Below are 18,205 nucleotides of genomic sequence, written 5' to 3'. Positions count from 1 at the left end.
CGGCCGCATGGCGTTGCGCAGCCGGGATCTTTGCCCTAACCTTCATAACTGTAACGTTACAGTTTCAGGGAGGAAATATGATGCGTTATAAGGTTCTCACTGCTGCTTTCGCGGCTACCGCCGCATTCCATCTGTCTGCACCGGCTCACGCCACAGACCTCGAAGTGACACATTGGTGGACCTCTGGCGGTGAGGCTGCCGCGGTTGCCGAATTCGCCAAGGCGTTCGACGCGTCCGGGCACAAGTGGATCGACGGCGCCATTGCCGGGTCAGGCGGCACCGCGCGTCCGATCATGATCAGCCGTATCACCGGGGGCGACCCGATGGGGGCGACCCAGTTCAACCATGGCCGTCAGGCGGAGGAGCTCGTCGAGGCCGGCCTGATGCGCGATCTCACCGACATCGCGGAGGAGGAGAACTGGAAGGAAGTCGTGCATCCGTCGTCGCTGCTCGATTCGTGCACGCTCGACGGCAAGATCTACTGCGTCCCGGTGAACATCCACTCGCAGCAATGGCTGTGGCTTTCGAACGCGGCGTTCGAAAAGGCCGGCGTTCCGGTTCCGACCAACTGGGACGAATACGCGGCCTCCGCTGCAAAGCTCGAGGAAGCGGGCATCATCCCGCTCGCCGTCGGCCAGCAGCCCTGGCAGACCACGCTCGTGTTCCAGGTTCTTCTCACTGCAATCGCCGGACCGGAGGCATACAACTCCATCTTCGGCGACAAGGATGCCGAACTGGCCGCCAGCGCCGAGCTGACCAAGGTCTTCGAAGCAGCCGACAAGGCCCGTGCGATGTCCGCCAAATCCAACGTCCAGGATTGGAATCAGGCCACCAACATGGTCATCTCGGGACAGGCCGGCGGCCAGATCATGGGTGACTGGGCCCAAGGCGAGTTCCAGGTGGCCGGCCAGGTCGCGGGTGAGGATTACACCTGCCTGCCCGGGCTGGGCGTCAACGAGGTCATCATGACCGGCGGCGACGCGTTCTATTTCCCGGTGCTGGAAGACGAGGAAAAGAGCGCTGCCCAGGCGGATCTCGCGCGTCTGATGTTGTCGCCTGACGTGCAGGTCGCGTTCAATCTCAAGAAGGGCTCGCTGCCCGTGCGTGGCGACGTCAATCTCGAGGCCGCCAACGATTGCATGAAGAAGGGGCTCGACATCCTTGCCCAGGGCAACATCATCCAGTCGCCCGACCAGTTGATGTCTGCGGATTCTCTGACGCAGATCAACGATCTCTTCGTCGAGTTCTTCAACGATCCGAACCTGACGGCGGAAGCCGCACAGGAACGCTTCGTCGATCTCGTCGCCAACGCCGACTGATCCGCTTCATTCGCCGCGGTCTTCCTGCCTTCCCCGTGGAGGCAGAAGGCTCGCGGCGACAATCCCGACCGCCACGGAGAGAACCCGGCATGGAACAGGCCAGGCGTCCCAACCGGCTGTTCAGGAACCTGAACGCGAAGATCGCCGCGATCCCGATGATCCTGACCGCCCTGGTCGTGTTCACCGGCGGCACCATCTGGACGATCGTCTATTCCTTCACCAATTCGCGGCTGCTGCCGCGCGAGGAATTCGTCGGCCTGCAGCAATACGAGCGCCTGTGGGGCTCGTCCAAGTGGCACATCGCCATCGAGAACCTGCTGATCTACGGCATTTGCAGCCTCATTTTTTCACTGGTGATCGGCTTCGTGCTCGCTGCGCTGCTGGACCAGAAAATCCGCTTCGAGAACACCTTCCGGACGATCTTCCTCTACCCCTTCGCGCTGTCCTTCATCGTCACCGGTCTGGTCTGGCAGTGGATCCTCAATCCGCAATTCGGCATTCAGGGCATCGTCCGCTCCTGGGGTTGGGAAAGCTTCGCCTTCGACCCGCTCTACAATTCCGACATCGTCATCTACGGCATCCTGATCGCCGGACTGTGGCAGAGCACCGGCCTGATCATGTGCCTGATGCTGGCGGGGTTGCGCGGCATCGACGAGGACATCTGGAAAGCCTCGCGCGTCGACGGCATCCCGATGTGGAAGACCTATCTCTTCATCGTCATCCCGATGATGCGTCCGGTCTTCGTCACCACGCTGGTGATCATCGCGTCCGGCATCGTCAAGGTCTACGACCTCGTCATCGCGCAGACCGGCGGCGGCCCGGGGATCTCGTCGGAGGTACCGGCCAAATATGTCTATGACGCGATGTTCCTGTCGCAGAATCTCGGCCAGGGCTTCGCCGCATCGACCATGATGCTGCTCACCGTCCTGATCGTGCTCATTCCCTGGGCCTATCTCGAATTCGGAGGCAAGAAGCGTGGCTGACCTCGCTATCCCCCTCTCCCGTACACAGACGTCGCCCCAGGTCGCGGTCTCCGGTCCCGCCGGGCCAAAGCCGCGCAAGACCGTGTCCCGCCGCAACATCATCGTTTACGGCTCGCTCTTCGTCTTCGCGGTCTACTACCTGCTGCCGCTCTACGTGATGATCGTCACGTCGCTGAAGGGCATGCCGGAAATCAGGCTGGGCAATATTTTCTCGCCACCCGTCGAGATCACATTTCAGGCGTGGGGCAAGGCCTGGTCGGAGGCCTGCACAGGACTGAATTGCGACGGGCTGTCGCGCGGTTTCTGGAACTCGGTCCGCATCACCGTTCCCTCGGTGATCCTGTCGATCGCGATTGCCTCGCTGAACGGCTACGCGCTGGCGAACTGGCGCTTCAGGGGCGCGACGACGTTCTTCGCCATCCTCATCTTCGGCGCGTTCATCCCCTATCAGGTGATGCTCTACCCGATGGTCATCATCCTGCGCGAGATGGGCCTGTATGGCGGGCTGTGGGGGCTGGTCATCGTCCATACGGTATTCGGCATGCCGATCCTGACGCTGTTGTTCCGCAACTACTTCACCTCGCTGCCCGAGGAACTGTTCAAGGCTGCCCGCGTCGATGGCGCCGGCTTCTGGGGCATCTACTTCAAGATCATGCTGCCGATGTCGATGCCAATCTTCGTCGTCGCTGTGATCATCCAGATCACCGGCATATGGAACGACTTCCTGTTCGGCGTCGTCTACACGCGGCCCGACTACTACCCGATGACGGTCCAGCTCAACAACATCGTCAACTCCGTCCAGGGGGTGAAGGAATACAACGTCAACATGGCGGCCACGCTGCTGACGGGTCTGGTGCCGCTCTTCGTCTATTTCGTGTCCGGCAAGCTGTTCGTGCGCGGCATCGCCGCCGGCGCGGTAAAGGGGTGACGCAACGATGATGGAAGACAACGCACCCAGCGTCGCGGTCCGGGACGTATCCCTCAATTTCGGTGCCGTGGAGGTGCTGCGCAGGCTGAACCTGGACGTCGGCAGAGGCGAGTTCCTCGTGCTCCTGGGGCCATCCGGCTGCGGCAAGTCGACATTGCTGAACTGCATCGCAGGCCTGCTCGACGTATCGGCCGGGCAGATTTTCATCAATGAGCGCAACGTTACATGGGACGAACCCAAGGATCGCGGCATCGGCATGGTGTTCCAGTCCTATGCGCTCTATCCGCAGATGACGGTGGAGGGAAACCTGTCCTTCGGCCTCAAGAACGCGCGGCTGCCAAAGGCGGAAATCGACAAGCGCATCGCCCGCGCCGCCGAAATCCTGCAGATCGAGCCGCTGCTCAAGCGCAAGCCTTCGGCGCTCTCCGGCGGACAGCGCCAGCGCGTGGCCATCGGGCGGGCGCTGGTGCGGGACGTCGACGTCTTCCTGTTCGACGAGCCACTGTCGAACCTCGATGCCAAGCTGCGTTCCGAGTTGCGGGTCGAGATCAAGCGGCTGCACCAGAAACTCGAGAACACGATGATCTACGTCACCCACGACCAGATCGAGGCAATGACGCTTGCCGATCGCATCGCGGTCATGCGCGGCGGCATCATCCAGCAGCTCGACACGCCGCAAGCCATCTATCTGCGGCCGGTCAACCGGTTCGTCGCCGGGTTCATCGGCTCGCCCGGGATGAACTTCATCGAGGGCGAGACGCGCCTGGGCGCGGAGCCGGCCTTCGATGCGGGCGACGTGACCATCCCGCTCGACCGCTACGAATTCGTCGATGGCCATGGCGGCGGCAGGGCCGTCTTCGGTATTCGACCGGAACATGTCGTGCTTGACGACGCCGCGTCCGCGCTGCCGTTCCACCAGGATATCGTGGTCGAGATCGTTGAACCCATGGGGTCCGACACGCTGGTCTGGGGGAAACTCGCGGGCCAGGACTTCAGTTTTCGCGTCGATACCGAGCGCGCGCTGGAAGAAGGCGAAAGGGTTCGTATCGGCTTCGATCCTGGCCGCGCCTCGCTCTTCGACGTCGAGCACGGCGAGAGATTATGATCCATACCGAGATGACACGGACAAAGACATGAACTGGTCCTTCCAACTTTATTCCGCACGCAATTTCCAGCCATGGAGCGACGTCCTCGCCATGGTGGCGCAGGCCGGTTACGCCCAGGTCGAGGGCTTCGGCGGGCTCTACGACAATCCGCAGGAATTGCGGGCGGCGCTTGATCGCAACGGCCTGACCATGCCGACCGGGCATTTCTCGCTCGACATGCTGGAGAACGATTTCGGTGCCGCCCGCCGGATCGCCGAGACGCTCGGCATCGGCACGCTGATCTGCCCGCATGTTGCGGCGGACATGCGTCCCTCCGATAAGGCCGGGTGGACCGCCTTTGCCGGCCGTCTGGCAGCCGTGCACGAAAACTGCCGCAAGGCAGGCCTGCGGTTTGCCTGGCACAACCATGATTTCGAGTTCGTGCCCTGCGCAGACGGCTCGGTTCCGCAAACGGTCATACTCGATGCCGCGCCCGATATCGGTTGGGAAATCGACGTCGCATGGGTGGTGCGCGGAGGAGACGATCCGCTGAAATGGATCGACGACTACGCCTCGCGCATCGTTGCAGCCCATGTCAAGGACATCGCTCGCCAAGGCGAAGCGTTGGACGAGGACGGCTGGGCCGATGTCGGCCACGGCACCATGGACTGGCCGGCGATCATGCAGGCGCTGCGCGACAAGACGCCAGCCAGGGTCTTCGTCATGGAACATGACAACCCGAGCGATGCCGGGCGTTTTGCCCGCCGCTCGATCGCCGCTGCTGCAGCGTTCTAGGAGCGACCATCATGGCAAGGAAACTCGGAGTCGGCGTTATCGGCTGCGGCAACATCTCTGCGGCCTATTTTTCCCTGGCGCCGCTGTTCAAGGGCGTGGAGATGCGCGCCGGTGCCGACCTGGACTTGAAGATGGCGCAGGCGCGGGCAAAGGAGTTCGGCGTCCGTGCCGAGACCGTCGAGCAGATCCTCGCAGCCGACGACATCGACATCGTCGTCAATCTGACGATACCGGCCGCGCATTACGACGTCTCGAAGGCGATCCTCGATGCGGGCAAGCACGTCTATTCGGAAAAGCCGTTCGTGCTCTCGGTCAAGCAAGGTCAGGACCTCAAGAAGCGCGCCGAAAGGAAGGGGCTGCGCATAGGTTCTGCACCCGACACCTTCCTCGGCGGCGCGCATCAGTTCGCGCGCAGCATTGTCGATTCCGGCAAGATCGGCAGGATCACCAGCGGCACCTGCTACGTGATGAGCCACGGCATGGAGCACTGGCACCCGAATCCGGACTTTTTCTTCCAGCCCGGCGGTGGCCCGATCCTTGACATCGGCCCCTACTACATCACCAACCTCGTCCAACTCATCGGACCGGTGAAGCAGGTGGCGGCGCTTGCAACCACGCCCGCCAGCGAACGCACCATCACCTCGAGACCGCGCTATGGCGAGAAGATCAAGGTGACGACACCAACGACGATCCACGCCTTGCTGGAGTTCGAGAACGGCGCCACGGTGACCTTCAATGCAAGCTGGGACGTCTGGAAGCATGGGCATGCGCCGATCGAACTCTATGGCGAGCGAGGGACGATCTTCGTTCCGGACCCGAATTTCTTCGGCGGCGAGGTATCGTTCACCAACCGGGCGGAAGCCGCAAGGAAGATGCCAAAATGGGAGCATGCTTTTTCGGTGCCGAACCAGCAGCATCCGCAGGGCATGATGGCAAACTACCGCGCCGCAGGCCTTGCCGACATGGCGCTCGCCATCCGGCAGGATCGGCCGCATCGCTGCTCGCTCGACCTGTCGCTGCACGTCATTGAGGTGATGACCGCCATCCTGAAATCCGGCGAAACCGGAAAGTTCGTTGCCATGCAGACGACATGCGAAAGGCCGCAGGCTCTTTCCCCGCGCGACGCCAAGGCTATGCTGGCGTAGCCGAATTGGCTAGGAGGGCGGGACGCCGTCGTGGCGCAGTGCATCGCTCGTGAAAGGAAAATGCATGACCTGGAAGCCGGTCGACACCCGATACGACACGATGCTCTACAATCGCTGCGGCAGGTCGGGCCTGAAGCTGCCCGCGATATCGCTTGGCCTGTGGCACAATTTCGGTGGCGACACGCCGCATGAAACCAAGCGCGCCATCTGCCGCACCGCATTCGACCTCGGCATCACGCATTTCGACCTGGCCAACAATTACGGACCGCCGGCGGGGTCCGCCGAGGAAGCCTTCGGAGAGATACTGCGTACCGACCTCGCGGGCTACCGCGACGAACTCGTCATCTCTACCAAGGCCGGCTACAACATGTGGCCGGGCCCCTACGGCGAATGGGGCAGCCGGAAATATCTGCTCTCGTCGCTGGACCAGAGCCTCAAGCGGATGGGGCTCGACTATGTCGACATCTTCTATTCGCATCGTTTCGATCCCGACACCCCGCTCGAAGAGACGATGGCGGCGCTGGATCATGCGGTGCGGTCGGGCAAGGCGCTCTATGCCGGCATCTCGTCCTACAATTCGAAGCGGACGCGCGAGGCCGCCACCATCCTCAAGCAACTCGGCACGCCGTGCCTGATCCATCAGCCATCCTATTCGATGATCAACCGCTGGGTGGAAGAAGACGGACTTCTCGATACGCTCGACGATCTCGGCATCGGTTCCATCGTCTTCTCGCCGCTTGCCCAGGGCATGCTTACCGACAAATATCTCGACGGCATCCCCGACGACGCACGCGCCGCACAGGGCAAGTCGCTGAAGCCGGATTTCCTCAATGAGCGCAACCTCGCCAACATCAGCGCGCTCAACGACATCGCGAAGAAGCGCGGCCAGACACTGGCGCAGATGGCGCTGGCCTGGGTTCTGCGTGGCGGACGGGTCACCACCGCGCTCATCGGTGCCAGCCGGCCGGGTCAGGTGGAGGATTGTGTCGGCGCGCTGAAGAACCTCGAATTCTCCGCTGACGAACTGGCACAGATCGATGTCCACGCCCGAGAGGCTGACATCAACCTGTGGGCCGCCTCGGCTGAACGCAAGGGGGCGCAGAGGAAGTAGGATGGCGATCCGCAACCCGATCCTGCCCGGCTTCAATCCCGATCCGTCGATCTGCAGGGTCGGCAGCGACTACTACATCGCCACCTCCACCTTCGAATGGTTTCCCGGGGTACAGATCCATCACTCCACCGATCTCGTGAACTGGCGGCTGGTGGGACGGCCGCTTGACCGCGCCAGCCAGCTCGACATGCGCGGCAACCCGGACTCGGGTGGCGTCTGGGCGCCGTGCCTGTCCCATGCCGATGGTCAGTTCTGGCTGGTCTATACCGACGTCAAGCGGCTCGACGGTGCGTTCAAGGACACGCACAACTACATCGTCACCGCGCCAACGATCGAGGGACCCTGGTCGGATCCGGTCTACGTCAATTCGTCGGGCTTCGATCCGTCGCTGTTTCACGACGATGATGGCCGCAAGTGGTTCCTCAACATGGTCTGGAACCACGTCTCCTCCGGTGTCGGAGGCCAGCCGAAGCATCCTTCCTTTGCCGGCATACTGCTTCAGGAATGGGACCCGAAGACGCGAGCGCTGGCCGGCGCGGCACGCAACGTCTTTGCAGGCAGCGCGCACGGGCTGGTCGAAGGCCCCCATCTCTTCAAGCGCGACGGCTGGTACTATCTGACCACCGCCGAAGGCGGCACCGGCTACGACCACGCGGTCACCATGGCGCGCTCGCGTGCGATAGACGGGCCGTACGAAATCCATCCGCTTGTCCACCTTATCAGCTCCAAGGACGCGCCAGACGCGCCATTGCAGCGTGCGGGACATGGACAGATCGTCGTCACGCCGAAGGGGGAGTTCTACCACACCCATCTGTGCTCGCGGCCGCTGCCCGGTCTGCGCCGGTCGCCGCTGGGCCGCGAGACGGCGATACAGAAATGCGTGTGGAAGGAAGATGGCTGGCTCTATCTGGAGCAGGGCGGGCAGGTGCCCGCGGTCGACGTTCCTGCTCCCGACCTCGATGCAGTGTTTGTCGCGCCAGCCGCGGCCGAGCGTTATGATTTCGAGGCGGGCAGGCTGCCGCTCGATTTCCAGTGGCTGCGCACGCCCGACTGGCAACGGATCTTCTCGCTCTCGGACCGTCCCGGCTGGCTGCGCCTGTTCGGCCGCGAATCCATCGGGAGCTGGTTCGAGCAGGCACTCGTCGCGCGCCGCCAGGACGTATTCGACTTCCGCGCCGAAACGATGCTCGATTTCACGCCGACCGGTTTCCAGCAGGCGGCGGGCCTCGTCCATTATTACAACCGTCACAAGTTCCATTTCCTGGCCGTAACGCATGACGCCGCGCTGGGCCGCGTTCTGACGGTCATGAGTTGCCCCGGCGACTGGCCAGACGGCAGATTGAGCTTTCCGCTGTCCGCGCCGATCCCGCTGCCATCTGAAGAGCCGGTGGAACTGGCAGCGGAAGTGCGCGGCGCGCATCTGGTGTTCAGCTATCGCAGCGAAGGACAATGGCGGCAGGCAGGCCCCGCGCTTGACGCCAGCGTCATTTCGGACGAAGGCGGGCGGGGCGAGCACGGTTCGTTCACCGGTGCCTTTGTGGGCATGGCGGCGTTCGACACCTCGGGCAGCGGTGCCTATGCAGATTTCGACTGGTTTTCCTATGAACGGCTATAAAAGCCGGCTAATTAAGGCGGAGTAGAGACGACATGCCAGCAACGATGAAGGGTCCGGGTATCTTCCTCGCGCAGTTCGCGGCCGACGAGGCGCCGTTCAATTCGCTGCCCTCGATTGCAGCCTGGGCAGCCGGCCACGGCTACAAGGGCGTGCAGATACCCACCATCGATGCACGGCTGTTCGATCTCGACAAGGCGGCGGCCTCGAAGGACTATTGCGACGAGGTCAAGGGCATCTGTGCCGACGCCGGCGTGGAGGTGACGGAATTGTCCTCCCATCTCCAGGGCCAGCTCGTCGCGGTCCACCCGGCCTATGACGCCCAGTTCGATGGTTTCGCGCCGCAAGCGGTGCGCGGCAATCCGAAGGCCAGGCAGGAATGGGCAGTCGACCAAATGAAGAAGGTCGCCAAGGCCTCGCAGCATATGGGCCTCGCCGCCTCCGTCAGCTTCACCGGCGCGCTCGCCTTTCCCTATCTGTATCCCTGGCCGCAGCGCCCCGCTGGCCTGATCGAGGAAGCCTTCGCCGAACTTGGCAGGCGCTGGACGCCCATTCTCGATGCCTACGAAGATGCCGGCGTCGATCTCGGCTACGAAATCCATCCCGGCGAAGACGTCTTCGACGGCGCCACCTTCGAGATGTTCCTCGACGCTGTCGGTGGCCACAAACGCTGCACGATCAACTACGACCCGTCGCATTTCCTGCTGCAGCAGCTCGACTATCTCGCCTTTATCGACATCTATCACGAGCGGATTTCGGCCTTCCACGTCAAGGATGCCGAGTTCAACCCGACGGGGCGCCAGGGCGTCTATTCAGGCTATGCCGGCTGGACGGAACGCGCCGGCCGCTTCCGCTCGCTTGGCGACGGGCAGGTCGACTTCTCGGGCATCTTCTCGAAGCTGGCGCAATATGGCTACGACCGCTGGGCGGTGCTGGAATGGGAGTGCTGCCTCAAGCATCCCGAGCAGGGCGCCGCGGAGGGCGCGCCGTTCATCGAAAGCCACATCATCACCGTGACCGAAAAGGCCTTCGACGATTTCGCCGATACCGGAACCGATCGCGCCGCGCTGCGCAGGATGATGGGGATAGCCTAGCCGCGACGTCGCGGCACTCGACATCCGGTGCGCGACGGGGTAGGCGGGCGGCGAGATCAATGGAGCCGCCAGACATGACCGCAACCATCATCGCGCCGTCGGTGCTTTCGGCTGACTTCTCGCGGCTTGGCGATGAGGTCGAGGCGGTCGTTTCAGCCGGCGCCGACTGGATCCATCTCGACGTGATGGACGGTCATTTTGTTCCCAACATCACCTTCGGGCCGCAGGTGATCAAGTCTATCCGCAACCGCACCGACAAGGTGTTCGACTGCCATTTGATGATCGCGCCCACCGACGCCTATCTCGCGGCGTTCGCCGATGCCGGCTGCGACATCATCACCGTCCATGCCGAGGCCGGCCCGCATCTCGACCGCTCGCTGCAGGCGATCAAGGCACTCGGCAAGAAGGCCGGCGTCTCGCTCAATCCGTCGACACCGGAAAGCGTCATCGAATACGTGCTCGACCGGCTCGACCTCGTGCTGCTGATGACGGTAAACCCGGGCTTCGGCGGCCAGGCCTTCATCCCGTCGGTGGTGGAGAAGGTCCGGCGCGTGAAGGCGCTTATCGGTGACCGGCCGATCGACATCGAGATCGACGGCGGCGTGACCGCCGAGACCGCGCCAAAGGTGGTTGCGGCGGGCGCCAATGTACTGGTGGCCGGCTCCGCCGTCTTCAAGGGCGGCACGACCGAAGCCTATGCGACCAACATCGCGGCGATCCGCAACGCGGCCGACGCGTCGGTCGGTCGGCTGGTGTAGCGCGGCGCCCCACCGTCATCCACGGCGCGCTCCTATCATCGCGCGGTTGACCATGCGAACCACAACGCGACGAGCGCCAGCAAAGCCGAGAGCGTGCGGCGCGCCGTTCTTTCCCGCCGCTCGTCGGTGAGAAACGGCGTGGCTGCCCCCGCAAGCAGCACGATCCCCGCATGGATCAGCGTTGCCACGCCGACATAAATCGCCGTGAGAGTGATGGTCTGCGCCAGAACCGGCCCGGCAGGATCGATGAAATTCGGCAGCACGGCCACGTAGAAGACGGCCGCCTTGGGGTTGAGAAGGTTGGTCACCAGCCCGCGCCGGAAATATCGGGCGGCGCCCTGCGAGGCGGCCACCTCGTCCACGCCTGCCTCCCGCCACCCGTCCCACGCCAGATAAAGCAGGAACAGAATGCCGCTCCAGCGGAGCAACTCGTAGGCGACCGGTGACGCCGAGATCAGCTCGGCGACGCCGAGCGCTGCGGCAAGGCCGACACCGGCAAGGCCTAGCGCGATGCCCGCCACGGTGGCGAAGCCGGAGCGCCGGCCTTCTGCAGCGGAGACCAGCGCGAGATAGGTCATGTTGGGGCCGGGCGTCAGTTCGATGATGATCGAAGCGAGCGTGAACGACAGCAGCGGTCCGGTCGCGACCGCCAGTGCCGGGTCCATGTCAGTGTGCCTCGTCCCAGTTGCGGGCAGCTCGGGCGTCGACATGCAGCGGCACCTTCATGGCAAGCGCCGGCATCGCCGCGTTTTCCATCACGTCGCGAATGACCGGTATCGCTGCCTCGGCCTCCGTTTCCGGCGCTTCGAAGATGAGTTCGTCGTGCACCTGCAGGAGCATGCGCGTGTGTGCCAAACCAGCCGCTTCAAGTGCGGGCTCCATCCGCACCATCGCGCGGCGGATGATGTCGGCGGCCGAACCTTGGATCGGCGCATTGATCGCCGCGCGCTCGTTGAAGGCGCGGATCGACGGGTTGGGCGAGCGGATTTCCGCGTAGTGAGCCCGGCGCCCGAAGATCGTCTCCACATAGCCGTTTTCGCGCGCCGCCGCCTTGGTCGCATCCATGTAGTCGCGGATGCCCGGAAAGCGCTCGAAATATCTGCGGATATAGGCGCCTGCCTCGTCACGCGGGATCGAGAGCTGGTTTGCCAGCCCGAAGGCAGAGATACCGTAGATGATGCCGAAATTGATCGCCTTGGCGCGTCGCCGCACCTCGCCCGGCATGCCGTCGACCGGCACGCCGAACATCTCCGATGCCGTCATCGCATGGATGTCGATGCCGTCGGCGAACGCCTGCCGCAATTGCGGGATGTCGGCGACATGCGCCAGCACGCGAAGCTCGATCTGGCTGTAGTCCGCCGAAATCAGCACATTGCCCGGCTCGGCGATGAACGCGGTCCGGATCTTGCGGCCTTCGCTGGTGCGGATCGGGATGTTCTGCAGGTTCGGGTCCGAGGATGAAAGCCGCCCCGTCGTCGTCGCGGCCAGGGCGTAGGACGTATGCACCCGCTTGGTCTCGGGATGGATGAAGCCCGGCAGCGCGTCGGTATAGGTGGATTTGAGCTTGGTGAGCTGACGCCAGTCGACGATCTTGCGCGGCAGTTCGTGACCTTCGGCCGCGAGGTCCTCGAGCACCTGGGCCGAGGTGGACCACTGCCCGGTCTTGGTCTTGTTGCCGCCCGGCAGGCCCATGCGGCCAAAAAGAATGTCGCCGAGTTGCTTCGGAGAGCCGATCGTGAAGCGCTCGCCCGCGAGCTGGAAAATCTCTTCCTCCAGCCCGGCGGCGCCCTGCGCGAGTTCGCCAGAGAGCCGGCTAAGGATTTGTCGGTCGACAGAGATTCCGCGCTGCTCCATTCGGGCCAGAACCGGCACCAGCGGCCGCTCGAGCCGCTCATAGACGGAGACAAGGCCCTTCTCGACGAGGCGGGGCTTCAGCACTCGCCACAGCCGCAGCGTCACGTCCGCGTCTTCCGCGGCATAGGCGGTCGCCTTGTCGAGTTCGACGAGATCGAAGGTGATGAGGTTCTTGCCCGAGCCGCAGACTTCCTTGAAGGGGATCGGCGTATGGCCGAGCCAGCGTTCCGACAGCGCATCCATGCCGTGGCCGCCGAACACGCCGGCATCGAGCACGTACGAAATCAGCATCGTATCGTCGAACGGCGCCACGTCGATGCCATGCCGTTGCATGATGACGAGGTCGTATTTGAGGTTCTGTGCCACCTTGAGGACCGAGCGGTCCTCCATCAGCGGTTTGAGTTCGGCGAGCGCTTCGCGCACCGGGATCTGGTTCTCCACGGCGCCGCCGCCAAGCAGGTCGCCGGAGCCCGACTTGTGGATCAGCGGCACATAGGCGGCACGCCCGGGGGCCACGCCGAGTGAAAAGCCGCACAGTTCCGCCTGCATCGGATCGAGCGAGGTGGTTTCCGTATCGAAGGCGACCACGCCTGCCTCGCGGGCTTCGGCAATCCATTGCCGCAACGTCTCGATATCGCGGATGCAGGCGTAGGCGGTGGTGTCGAATTTTGCCGCGCCGGCTTCTGCTGCGCGGGCGGCGGCGAGCGCTGCTGGCGTATCGCCTGCTTCCCGGGCTTCCAGCGTTGGCGCGACGTCGCCGCTATCACCTGCTCCGGCATCCGCCGGTGACGAGGCATCGAGATCGGGTCCACGGGCATCCTTGCCGAGCTCGACGTCGACATGCGCCGGCTCGATCTCGGCTGCTTCCGTGCCGCTGGCTTCCGCCACGCGTCGCGTCAGCGTGGTGAACTCCATCGTCTTCAGGAACGAGATCAGCTTGGGTCCGTTCGGCGGCTGCAGTACCAGCGAATCCAGCGGCTCGACATTCGGCACGTCGTCCTTCAGCCGCACCAGCTCGCGCGACATCAGCGCCTTTTCGCGGTGCTCGATCAAGGTCTCGCGGCGCTTGTTCTGCTTGATTTCGGAGGCGCGCGCCAAAAGCGTGTCGAGATCGCCGAATTCCTCCAGAAGCTGAGCCGCCGTCTTCTGGCCAATTCCCGGCACGCCGGGAACGTTGTCGACGGAATCGCCCATCAGCGCCTGCAGGTCGATCATCTTTTCCGGCGGTACGCCCCATTTCTCGATGACCTCGGGGACCTTGATCTCCTTGTCCTTCATCGGGTCGTACATCGTCACTGTCGGGCCGACGAGCTGCATCAGGTCCTTGTCGGAGGATATGATGGTCGTGTCGCCGCCCGCCTCGCAGGCGAGCCGCGCATAGGTGGCGATCAGATCGTCGGCCTCGAAGCCCTCCATCTCCAGGCAGGGCAGGTCGAAGGCGCGCGTTGCGTGCCGGATCAGGCCGAACTGCGGCACCAGATCTTCCGGCGGCGCAGACCGGTTGGCCTTGTATTCCGGATAGAGGTCGTTGCGAAACGTATGCGAGGAATAATCGAAGATGACCGCGAAATGGGTCGGGGTGACACCGACATCGGTATCGCGCGCGTTCTGCATCAGCTTCCACAGCATGTTGCAGAAGCCCGACACCGCACCGACCGGCAAACCGTCCGATTTGCGCGTCAGCGGCGGCAGCGCGTGATAGGCTCGAAAGATGTAGCCGGAGCCATCGACGAGGAAGAGGTGATCACCCTTTTTCATGGCGCAAAGCGGTAGCGCGAGGCGCGCGTCCTGTCCATGCCAAAGAGCATCTGCGAGATGCGCTGCTGCCATCGGAACGGCATCACGGGCATGTTACGGAAGTGTAATGTTGACGCCCTTGAATCGCCATTTTCAAAGACACAAATAGCAGTCATCGGCAATTTTCGCCGAGTCCGGAAATAGGCCCGTCCCCCGCCTGAACCGGACATTGCGGGAGCCTCATCCCCCTCTCCGGGCTCCCGCATCGTTTGAAGTAAAGCCGCCGTGGTCCCCCCTCCACCACGGCGGCACTTTTTTGTCCGTTTCCGTGTTTCGTCATTGCCGCACAAGCGCCGTCTCATCGTCGGCCCGGCTCAATTCACGCTGGCCCAAGCTCCGGGGCTTTTCGTTCGTGCGGTGCGGCTATAGGTTCGCGGCCACAGAATCGAAAGGCCGCCCCATGTCCGCACTCGCACCAGTACTCGACCGCATCGATGCCAATTTCGATGCCAGCCTCGAACGCCTGTTTTCCCTGATCCGCATTCCATCGATCTCCACCGACCCCGCCTTCGCCAAGGATTGCCGCCGAGCCGCCGATTGGCTGGTCGAAGATCTGACGGCGATCGGCTTTGACGCCAGCGCCCGCGACACCATCGGCCATCCGATGGTCGTCGCCCATCACGACGGGCCGGCTGGCTCGCCGCACGTGCTGTTCTATGGCCATTACGACGTGCAGCCGGTCGATCCGCTCGAACTTTGGGACGCCGATCCGTTCGACCCGACGGTCAAGGAACTGGAGCCCGGTCGCAAGGTGATAACCGGTCGTGGCGCATCGGACGACAAGGGACAGTTGATGCTGTTCGTCGAGGCGTGCCGGGCGTGGAAACAGGTCCATGGCAGCCTGCCGTGCAAGATCACGCTGCTGTTCGAGGGCGAGGAGGAGTCTGGATCTCCCTCGGTCAAGCCGTTCCTGGATGCCAACTCGGAAGAGCTGAAGGCCGATTTCGCGATGGTCTGCGATACCGGCATGTGGAACCGCGACACGCCGTGCATCACGGTCGGGCTTCGCGGCCTCGTGGGCGAGGAGGTGACGATCCACGCCGCAGACCGCGACCTGCATTCGGGTGTCTATGGTGGCGCGGCGGCCAACCCGATCCGCATTCTCGCAAAGGTCCTGGCCGACATCCATGACGCGGACGGACGCATCACGATCCCCGGCTTCTACGACGGAGTCGAAGAGACCCCGAGCCAGATCAAGGCTTCCTGGGACGCGCTCGGCATGACGCCCGACTATTTCCTCGGAGAAATTGGCCTGTCCGTCCCGTCGGGTGAAAAGGGCCGTTCGGTTCCCGAGATGGTCTGGGCCCGGCCGACCGCCGAATTCAACGGCATTTCCGGCGGCTACGAAGGCGATGGCTTCAAGACCGTCATTGCCTCGCAGGCCTCGGCAAAAGTGTCGTTCCGCCTCGTCGGAAACCAGGATCCCGAGGCTGTCCGTGCGGCTTTCCGCGCATTCGTGGAAGAGCGTCTTCCGGCCGATTGCTCGGCGACGTTCGAGAAGCATGGCGGGTCGCCGGCCCTGCAGCTTGCCTACGACTCGCCGATCGTCACAAAGGCGGCCTCAGCGCTGTCGGACGAATGGCCGAACAAGGCGCTTGTGCTCGCGATGGGGGGCTCGATCCCGATCGTCGGCGACTTCAAGCGCCGGCTCGGAATGGAATCGCTGCTGGTCGGTTTCGGCCTTGACGACGACCGCATCCATTCGCCCAACGAGAAGTACGACCTGACCTCGTTCCACAAGGGGCAGCGAAGCTGGGCACGCATCCTCGCGGCCCTGACAGCCTGAACGGGGAAGGACATCTCATGACGATCCGATTCCATACCGGCGACCTGCCGGACCTGGCGAACTACGACGTCGACGCGGTGGCGATCGACACCGAAACGCTCGGGCTCAATCCGCATCGTGACCGGCTGTGCGTGGTGCAGCTTTCGCCGGGGGACGGAAGCGCCGACGTGGTCCAGATCGCGCGCGGTCAGAAGCGCGCGCCGAATCTCGTCGCGCTGCTGCGCAACCGCAAGATAACCAAGCTGTTCCATTTCGGCCGCTTCGATCTCGCCGTGCTGTACCATGCCTTTGGCGTGATGCCGGAACCGGTGTTCTGTACCAAGATCGCCTCGCGCCTGGTGCGGACCTATACCGACCGCCACGGCCTCAAGGACCTCTGCAACGAACTGATCGGCGTCAGCCTGTCGAAGCAGCAGCAATCGTCGGACTGGGCCGCCGAGACATTGTCTCCCGAACAGCTCGAATATGCGGCGTCCGACGTGCTCTATCTGCACGAGCTCCGCGACAAGCTGCTGCTCCGTCTCGAGCGGGACGGCCGCATGAAGGAGGCGGAGGCCTGCTTCCGCTTCCTGCCGACGCGCGCAAGGCTCGATCTGATGGGTTGGGACGAGCAGGACATTTTCGCCCACTCATGAACGAACGAGGCCCGGAGATCTCTCTCCGGGCCCAATTTCGAATGCGAGTTTCAGGTTAAGAGGTGGGGCTGCCGGCCATCTGCGGCCGTGCCGGCGCGGTCGAGATAGGCCCAGTCGGGCCGTTCGAACAGAAACCGGCCATAACCGGTGTACTGCACCAGGCCATACAGGATGACCGGCCCGGCGACCGCGCTCGCCGTGACGAGGAACGCGACCACACCGATATCGGTGATGATGCCGAGACGGATGAGCACGACGCGCGCTACTGCCATCGGCAGGAAGAACGCCAGATAGACGACGATCGAATGCGCCCCGAGCCAGCTCAGCCAGCGCATCCATGACAGGCTGGTGAGGAGCGCGGAGACGGTGACGATCGCGATGGCGCCCGCAGCACCCATGATCAGTGACAGGATGGGCAGCGCGGCGAGGCCCTGGCTGTTCGCGGCGACTTCGTCAGCATGAAGGATGGGTTCCATGAGGGCCGGTGCCGGCGTGAACACCATCACGGCGTTGACGACGGCCCACAGGCCGAGCAGGCCCACCGCCTTCGCCTTGTTTGCCTGGGCCCAGGCAGCCAGATCGAAGATGTGGGTCGCAAAGGCGTATCCGGCGAAGAAATAGACGTAGCGGGCGCAGAATTCGTCGAAGACGAGGATGCCGGTGCTCACCGGCAGGATCTCGAGGACCGCGGCCCAGCCGAGTACGAACCAGACCGGCAAGCCCTTCACCAGCCGTGTGACCACGAAGAAGATCGGCAGGATGTAGATGAACCACAGCGTGCCGAATGGCTGCACGAAGGCGTAGAGATATTCGAACGCCGCGGCGCCGATGCCGTTCTCCATCGCCATTCCGGGCGCCTTGAAGACGAACTGGATCGTCAGCCACAGGATGTAGAAATAGACGAAATGCACGACCTTGCGATCGAGATAGCGCAGCCAGGGGCGGTTGATGACGAGGCCGAGGAAAAGACCGGATATGAGGAAGAAGTCCGGCATGCGGAACGGGCGCGCGAAATCCACGACCGTGTGCATGAAGCCTTCGCCGCCCATGGCGTTTCCGACGCCCAGTGTCGAATGCATCATCACGACGAAGATGATGCAAATGCCTTTGGCCGTGTCGACCCAGTCGACCCGTGATGCAGTCTCTGCCATGTCCCGACTCCCTGTCGTGGCGTATCCGTTTTCCGGACTTTGCGGCGCAGCATAGCGCCCAAACGCCACTGAACCGTTAATCGGTGGTGGGATTGGCGGGTGGCGCGGTCTGGAATTGGAATCCACGCCAGGCCCAACAGGAGGAAAGGATT

The 18,205-nt window shown here is 63.4% G+C and carries 15 protein-coding genes; 12 read left to right on the top strand and 3 right to left on the bottom strand.

Features of this window, described 5'->3' with window-relative positions; all coding sequences use genetic code 11:
• Nucleotides 1-80 precede the first annotated feature (80 nt).
• From AAFN84_RS12065 to rpe, 10 genes are all read left to right on the top strand, one after another.
• Entirely contained in the window at nt 81-1,319 is a 1,239-nt protein-coding gene (locus tag AAFN84_RS12065; protein WP_347514796.1) for an ABC transporter substrate-binding protein, read from the top strand.
• An 89-nt stretch (nt 1,320-1,408) separates the two neighbouring features.
• Nucleotides 1,409-2,302: a sugar ABC transporter permease gene (locus AAFN84_RS12060; protein WP_347514795.1), complete on the top strand. Its 894-nt coding sequence runs from the start codon at nt 1,409-1,411 to the stop codon at nt 2,300-2,302.
• The gene (locus tag AAFN84_RS12055) at nt 2,295-3,230 is read left to right on the top strand and encodes a carbohydrate ABC transporter permease (protein WP_347514794.1); all 936 of its coding nucleotides are present in this window, start codon (nt 2,295-2,297) and stop codon (nt 3,228-3,230) included. The genes AAFN84_RS12060 and AAFN84_RS12055 overlap by 8 nt, the downstream gene beginning before the upstream one ends.
• 7 nt (nt 3,231-3,237) lie before the next feature.
• The gene (ugpC, locus tag AAFN84_RS12050) at nt 3,238-4,335 is read left to right on the top strand and encodes a sn-glycerol-3-phosphate ABC transporter ATP-binding protein UgpC (protein WP_347514793.1); all 1,098 of its coding nucleotides are present in this window, start codon (nt 3,238-3,240) and stop codon (nt 4,333-4,335) included.
• A gap of 28 nt (nt 4,336-4,363) precedes the next feature.
• A complete protein-coding gene (locus AAFN84_RS12045; protein ID WP_347514792.1) occupies nt 4,364-5,110 on the top strand; it encodes a sugar phosphate isomerase/epimerase in 747 nt (248 codons plus the stop codon).
• Between the two features lie 11 nt (nt 5,111-5,121).
• A complete protein-coding gene (locus AAFN84_RS12040; RefSeq protein WP_347514791.1) occupies nt 5,122-6,255 on the top strand; it encodes a Gfo/Idh/MocA family oxidoreductase in 1,134 nt (377 codons plus the stop codon).
• Between the two features lie 64 nt (nt 6,256-6,319).
• A complete protein-coding gene (gene mgrA, locus AAFN84_RS12035; RefSeq protein WP_347514790.1) occupies nt 6,320-7,366 on the top strand; it encodes an L-glyceraldehyde 3-phosphate reductase in 1,047 nt (348 codons plus the stop codon).
• A gap of 1 nt (nt 7,367) precedes the next feature.
• Entirely contained in the window at nt 7,368-8,981 is a 1,614-nt protein-coding gene (locus AAFN84_RS12030) for a glycoside hydrolase family 43 protein (RefSeq protein WP_347514789.1), read from the top strand.
• Between the two features lie 32 nt (nt 8,982-9,013).
• The gene (locus AAFN84_RS12025; RefSeq protein ID WP_347514788.1) at nt 9,014-10,072 is read left to right on the top strand and encodes a sugar phosphate isomerase/epimerase; all 1,059 of its coding nucleotides are present in this window, start codon (nt 9,014-9,016) and stop codon (nt 10,070-10,072) included.
• Nucleotides 10,073-10,146: 74 nt separating this feature from the next.
• Nucleotides 10,147-10,830, top strand: a complete 684-nt coding sequence (gene rpe, locus AAFN84_RS12020) for a ribulose-phosphate 3-epimerase (protein WP_347514787.1) — start codon at nt 10,147-10,149, stop codon at nt 10,828-10,830.
• Nucleotides 10,831-10,865: 35 nt separating this feature from the next.
• Here rpe and AAFN84_RS12015 read toward each other — a convergent pair whose 3' ends face one another.
• Together AAFN84_RS12015 and polA are read right to left on the bottom strand one after the other, a co-directional pair.
• Nucleotides 10,866-11,495: a LysE family translocator gene (locus AAFN84_RS12015; protein ID WP_347514786.1), complete on the bottom strand. Its 630-nt coding sequence runs from the start codon at nt 11,493-11,495 to the stop codon at nt 10,866-10,868.
• A gap of 1 nt (nt 11,496) precedes the next feature.
• Nucleotides 11,497-14,442 carry a DNA polymerase I gene (polA, locus tag AAFN84_RS12010; protein ID WP_347514785.1) on the bottom strand — a complete coding sequence of 982 codons (2,946 nt, stop codon included), beginning with the start codon at nt 14,440-14,442 and terminating at the stop codon, nt 11,497-11,499.
• A 439-nt stretch (nt 14,443-14,881) separates the two neighbouring features.
• Between polA and AAFN84_RS12005 the strand changes: the two genes are divergently transcribed.
• Both AAFN84_RS12005 and AAFN84_RS12000 read left to right on the top strand, forming a co-directional pair.
• Nucleotides 14,882-16,267 carry a M20/M25/M40 family metallo-hydrolase gene (locus AAFN84_RS12005; protein ID WP_347514784.1) on the top strand — a complete coding sequence of 462 codons (1,386 nt, stop codon included), beginning with the start codon at nt 14,882-14,884 and terminating at the stop codon, nt 16,265-16,267.
• Nucleotides 16,268-16,284: 17 nt separating this feature from the next.
• On the top strand, nt 16,285-16,902 hold the full coding sequence (locus tag AAFN84_RS12000; protein ID WP_347514783.1) for a ribonuclease D: 618 nt from the start codon (nt 16,285-16,287) through the stop codon (nt 16,900-16,902).
• A 50-nt stretch (nt 16,903-16,952) separates the two neighbouring features.
• On the opposite strand, the gene AAFN84_RS11995 is transcribed toward AAFN84_RS12000, so the two are convergent.
• Nucleotides 16,953-18,053 (bottom strand): acyltransferase family protein, encoded by a 1,101-nt coding sequence (locus AAFN84_RS11995; RefSeq protein ID WP_347514782.1) that lies wholly within the window; start codon nt 18,051-18,053, stop codon nt 16,953-16,955.
• Nucleotides 18,054-18,205: the final 152 nt, after the last annotated feature.

It is taken from the genome of Mesorhizobium sp. CAU 1741 (genome assembly GCF_039839275.1).
GTDB lineage: Bacteria > Pseudomonadota > Alphaproteobacteria > Rhizobiales > Rhizobiaceae > Aerobium.
Note: the sequence above shows the minus strand (reverse complement) of the source record. Positions and strands in the feature narration are given on the sequence as shown.

Excerpts from the sequence above, each read along its gene's own strand:
- AAFN84_RS11995 (WP_347514782.1), bottom strand. The coding sequence starts at position 18,053 with ATGGCAGAGACTGCATCACGGGTCGACTGGGTCGACACGGCCAAAGGC.
- AAFN84_RS12025 (WP_347514788.1), top strand. The coding sequence starts at position 9,014 with ATGCCAGCAACGATGAAGGGTCCGGGTATCTTCCTCGCGCAGTTCGCG.
- rpe (WP_347514787.1), top strand. The coding sequence starts at position 10,147 with ATGACCGCAACCATCATCGCGCCGTCGGTGCTTTCGGCTGACTTCTCG.
- AAFN84_RS12030 (WP_347514789.1), top strand. The coding sequence starts at position 7,368 with ATGGCGATCCGCAACCCGATCCTGCCCGGCTTCAATCCCGATCCGTCG.
- AAFN84_RS12045 (WP_347514792.1), top strand. The coding sequence starts at position 4,364 with ATGAACTGGTCCTTCCAACTTTATTCCGCACGCAATTTCCAGCCATGG.
- AAFN84_RS12005 (WP_347514784.1), top strand. The coding sequence starts at position 14,882 with ATGTCCGCACTCGCACCAGTACTCGACCGCATCGATGCCAATTTCGAT.
- AAFN84_RS12060 (WP_347514795.1), top strand. The coding sequence starts at position 1,409 with ATGGAACAGGCCAGGCGTCCCAACCGGCTGTTCAGGAACCTGAACGCG.
- AAFN84_RS12015 (WP_347514786.1), bottom strand. The coding sequence starts at position 11,495 with ATGGACCCGGCACTGGCGGTCGCGACCGGACCGCTGCTGTCGTTCACG.
- AAFN84_RS12065 (WP_347514796.1), top strand. The coding sequence starts at position 81 with ATGCGTTATAAGGTTCTCACTGCTGCTTTCGCGGCTACCGCCGCATTC.
- mgrA (WP_347514790.1), top strand. The coding sequence starts at position 6,320 with ATGACCTGGAAGCCGGTCGACACCCGATACGACACGATGCTCTACAAT.
- AAFN84_RS12040 (WP_347514791.1), top strand. The coding sequence starts at position 5,122 with ATGGCAAGGAAACTCGGAGTCGGCGTTATCGGCTGCGGCAACATCTCT.
- AAFN84_RS12000 (WP_347514783.1), top strand. The coding sequence starts at position 16,285 with ATGACGATCCGATTCCATACCGGCGACCTGCCGGACCTGGCGAACTAC.
- ugpC (WP_347514793.1), top strand. The coding sequence starts at position 3,238 with ATGATGGAAGACAACGCACCCAGCGTCGCGGTCCGGGACGTATCCCTC.
- polA (WP_347514785.1), bottom strand. The coding sequence starts at position 14,442 with ATGAAAAAGGGTGATCACCTCTTCCTCGTCGATGGCTCCGGCTACATC.